This window comes from Pseudomonas tremae (assembly GCF_001401155.1).
In the GTDB taxonomy this organism is placed as follows: Bacteria; Pseudomonadota; Gammaproteobacteria; order Pseudomonadales; family Pseudomonadaceae; genus Aquipseudomonas; species Aquipseudomonas tremae.
The window spans coordinates 1-3,040 of record NZ_LJRO01000465.1 but is presented as its reverse complement, the minus strand read 5'-3'; the positions used below and the strand labels follow the sequence as shown (position 1 = coordinate 3,040).

Below are 3,040 nucleotides of genomic sequence, written 5' to 3'. Positions count from 1 at the left end.
AGCTGATAGGGGTCGGTTCAGGCTGGGGGCGAAATGACACGCTAAGCCGTTTCGCGATGCCTGCGGACAATTTCAGTGACGGTGTTCTTGCTAATACCAAGATCTCGGGCAATCCATCTGTAACTGCGACCTGCTTCAATCGCTTCGATGACTTTGGGGTAAAGTTTGTCGGATTTCGGGCGCACGCCTACTTGCCGCCCGAGCTTACGCCCTCGGGCACGAGAAGCGGCGAGGCCTGACTTGACTCGTTCACTGATGAGATCGCGCTCGAACTCCGCGATGCCGGATAGAAACGTCGCCAGCATACGACCATGCGGTGACGACAGGTCGAACGCCATACCATTCATAGCAATGACAGACACCTTCCAGCCTTCCAGTTCTCGTAGCGTGTTGAGAAGATCGATCGTTGATCGGCCCCATCGAGACAATTCCGTCACCAGAATGACTTCGATATGTCTCGACTGGGCCAGCGCCATGATCTTACGTCGCTCAGAACGGTCAAGCTTCGCACCTGATCCAGTTTCCTTAAAAATTGCGGTGACCTCAAAACCTGCACGATGGGCAAACGCTGTGAGGTCACGCTCCTGCCGTTCGCATGATTGGTCAGCCGTCGAAACACGGCAATAAATAGCGGCTCGTTGTCCCAATTGAACCTTCGTCGTTTTATGGTGCGGGAAGCCTTGATTTGCATGGGCTGAGTTTTGTACAAAACAGACTATACTTCAACAGGGACAGTAGCGATGCCGAGACGACACATTCTCACCGAGCGACAGCGCTCGGCACTGTTTGATCTGCCCACCGATGAGTTATCGCTGCTTCGGCATTACACACTGGGCGATGACGATCTTGCACATATTCAAGAACGCCGCAGACCCGAGAACAGGTTGGGGTACGCGTTGCAGCTTTGCGCGTTGCGATATCCAGGGCGCACGCTAGCTCCGAGCGAAGTGATTCCGTATGAGATCTTGTCGTTTATCGGGGCTCAGCTTGGAGTCTCGGCCAATGCACTTCTCACCTATGCCGCCCGACGACAGACTCGCCATGAGCATATGGCGGCGTTGCGCGAGAACTATGGGTACAAATCCTTCGCTGGTCGCGGTGCTCGTGATCTGCGCGACTGGCTTTTCGATCAGGCTGAGGAGGCCCGTTCGAACGAAGATCTTGCTCAGCGTCTCGTCTTGCGTTGCCGTGAAAATCTGATGATTTTGCCAGCGATATCTACTATCGAACGACTATGTGCAGACGCGCTGGTCGCCGCGGAACGACGGATAGATACACGAATTGCGCAAAGGCTCGATAGCGCTGCGCGCGAACGGCTTGATGGTCTGCTGACCGAATTGCTCGATGCAAATATCAGCCGTTTCATCTGGCTTCGCCAGTTCGAGGTCGGTAATAACTCCGCTGCTGCAAACCGGCTGCTCGACAAGCTAGAGTTCTTGCGTAGCCTGAGTCTCGATCCGCAGGTACTTGCTGGTGTCCCACCGCACCGTGTAGCTCGTTTGCGCCGGCAGGGCGAGCGCTACTTTACCGATGGCTTGCAGGACATCAGCTCGGATCGGCGCTGGGCAATCATTGCTGTCTGCTCTGTGGAATGGGAGGCTGCGATCGCTGATACTGTGGTCGAGACTCATGACCGGATCGTGGGGAAAACTTGGCGCGAGGCGAAACGGCTAAATGATGAACGAATAGGCGGTTCCAAGGCAGCGGTCACTGATACTCTGCGCGCCTTCACCGCTCTGGGGGCTTCTTTGCTCGAAGCCCATAATGATGGTATGCCGTTGGAAATGGCGATCTCCAAATCGACGCAATGGGGTCAGCTAGAACAACTGGTCGCTACAGGCGCTCAGCTCAGCAATACGCTTGCTGACGATCCATTAGCTCATGTCGGACAAGGGTATCATCGCTTCCGCCGCTATGCGCCGCGTATGTTGCGATGCCTGAAACTCGAGGCTGCATCAGTGGCTCAGCCTTTGATCGCGGCGGCGAAAGCCATAGGGGAAATGCAAGCGTTACCATCGATCGCGAACAATTTCTTACGCCCAAATTCAAAATGGCACCGGCATCTTCGAGCACAAGACCAAGGTGACAACCGTCTCCGTGAAGTGGCAGTCATGTTCCACCTCCGGGATGCCTTTCGATCCGGTGACATCTGGCTAGATCATTCACGCCGCTATGGCGATCTCAAGCAGGTACTCGTGCCATTGGTCACGGCACAGACAAACACCAGGCTGGCCGTTCCACTTGATCCGCAGCTTTGGCTGACGGATCGAAAAGCACGCCTCGCCGATGGACTGAAGCGACTTGCGCGCGCAGCGCGTGACGGCACCATCCCTCATGGCAGCATCGAGGACGGAACGTTACGGATCGACCGACTGACGGCTGATGTTCCGGATAACGCCGAGGAGCTGATACTCGATCTTTATCGCCGGATGCCACCCATTCGAATCACCGACATCTTGCTTGAGGTTGATGCTGCGCTCGGGTTTACCGAAGCCTTTACCCATTTAAGAACAGGGGTTCCATGCAATGACCAGATCGGCCTACTCAATGTATTACTCGCGGAAGGGCTGAACCTTGGGCTGCGTAAGATGGCGGAGGCCACAAATACGCATGATTACTGGCAACTCTCACGCCTTGCCCGTTGGCATGTCGAGAGCGAAGCAATGGACCGGGCTCTGGCGACCGTGGTTGCTGCGCAGGCAAAGCTGCCGATGTCCAGGTTCTGGGGTATTGGTTCAACCGCATCAAGCGATCGTCAGTTCTTTCCTTCAGCCCGGCAGGGAGAGGCCATGAACATGGTTAACGCCAAATATGGAAACGAACCCGGCCTTAAGGCTTACACGCACGTCAATGACCATTTCGCGTTGTTCGCGTCACAAATGATTCCCGCGACAGTCAGCGAGGCTCCATACATACTTGATGGCCTGATGATGAATGAGACTGGTCGGCAGGTTGGAGAGCAATATGCCGATACAGCCGGCTTTACAGATCACCTATTTGGGACCAGCGGCATACTCGGATATCAGCTCGTTCTACGTAT

2 protein-coding genes are annotated in these 3,040 nt (G+C 55.2%); one reads left to right on the top strand and one right to left on the bottom strand.

Annotated elements, in window-relative coordinates; genetic code table 11:
- Window positions 1–41: 41 nt before the first annotated feature.
- On the bottom strand, window positions 42–647 hold the full coding sequence (locus ALO43_RS25810) for a recombinase family protein (RefSeq protein WP_024421557.1): 606 nt from the start codon (window positions 645–647) through the stop codon (window positions 42–44).
- A gap of 93 nt (window positions 648–740) precedes the next feature.
- On the opposite strand from ALO43_RS25810, the gene ALO43_RS25805 reads away from it, so the two are divergent.
- On the top strand, window positions 741–3,040 hold a 2,300-nt coding region (locus ALO43_RS25805), incomplete at its 3' end, for a Tn3 family transposase (protein WP_054998368.1).